This is a genomic window from Agromyces arachidis (assembly GCF_052805135.1).
Genome location: NZ_JBRBDK010000024.1, coordinates 1 through 599 on the forward strand (window position 1 = coordinate 1; position 599 = coordinate 599).

General features: G+C 61.6%; 1 pseudogene. It reads left to right on the plus strand.

The window, feature by feature from the left end:
• Nucleotides 1-595, plus strand: a pseudogene (locus ACUY4T_RS14420) (BREX-1 system adenine-specific DNA-methyltransferase PglX); the annotation flags it as partial.
• Nucleotides 596-599 lie beyond the last annotated feature (4 nt).

A 599-nucleotide genomic window follows, 5' to 3' on the forward strand; every position in this document is an offset into this window, starting at 1 on the left:
GTTTGTGCCGGATCGGGACAATGTGATTCCGGTGGTGGATGGGGACTGGTTCGAGGACGACATCGTGGCCCGGTTCCGTGAGTTCCTGCGGGTGGCGTTCGGTGATGAGCATTTCGAGGAGAACCTGCGGTTTGTTGAGGACACGCTCGGGAAGAGCGTGCGGCAGTACTTCGTGCGGGACTTCTACAAGGACCACGTGCAGCGGTACAAGAAGCGGCCGATCTATTGGTTGTTCTCGTCCCCGAAGGGCGCGTTCAGTGCGTTGATCTACATGCACCGGTACACCCCGTCAACGGTGGGCACGGTGCTGAACGAGTACGTCACCCCGTTTATCGCGAAGCTTGAGGCGGAGCTGGACCGGCAGGAGCATCTTGTGACGTCGGCGTCGGGCGCCAGGGAGAAGGCGGCGGCGGTCAAGCATGCGGAGAAGCTGCGCCGTGACCTGGTCGAGGTGCGGGAGTGGGCGCGTGAGGTGCTGTATCCGTTGGCGGTGCAGCAGATCGAGATCGACCTCGATGATGGGGTGAAGGCGAACTACCCCAAGTTCGGTGCCGCGTTGAAGAAGATCCCCGGACTGGAAGCACCCACCGAATGAACGA